The sequence below is a fragment of the Bartonella sp. AA81SXKL genome, from assembly GCF_042196945.1.
Classification (GTDB): domain Bacteria; phylum Pseudomonadota; class Alphaproteobacteria; order Rhizobiales; family Rhizobiaceae; genus Bartonella.
Window position 1 is genome coordinate 1 of the sequence record NZ_JBHIRH010000194.1, and the last position, 304, is coordinate 304.

The window sequence follows — 304 nt, forward strand, 5'->3', positions numbered from 1 at the left end:
TACAGGTAGGTAACTGTGCAAGTACTCTCTTGAAAGCAGCTAATTGTTTATTATTGGATGAATGAGAGGCGTCCTCTCCATTCGCAAGGTGACTGAGAATATATTTTATTTCTGCTTTTTCAAAAATTGTAGGGTTTTTGATGAGTTTTTGTAATTCTTTTTTATCAAGCCCTAATCGGCTCATATTAGTATCGACTTGAATGATTGCGGGAAATTTTTTATTCTTTTTTTGGCAAAGTGTTTGCCAATCTTCGATAGTAGACCAAGAGTTCAAAAGAGGGATAATACCCGATTGTGCGACAAA

1 protein-coding gene is annotated in these 304 nt (G+C 35.5%); it reads right to left on the reverse strand.

The window, feature by feature from the left end; translation table 11 throughout:
* Positions 1–304: alanine racemase (locus ACFINZ_RS10535; RefSeq protein WP_375701486.1), on the reverse strand; the 304-nt coding region annotated here is incomplete at both ends.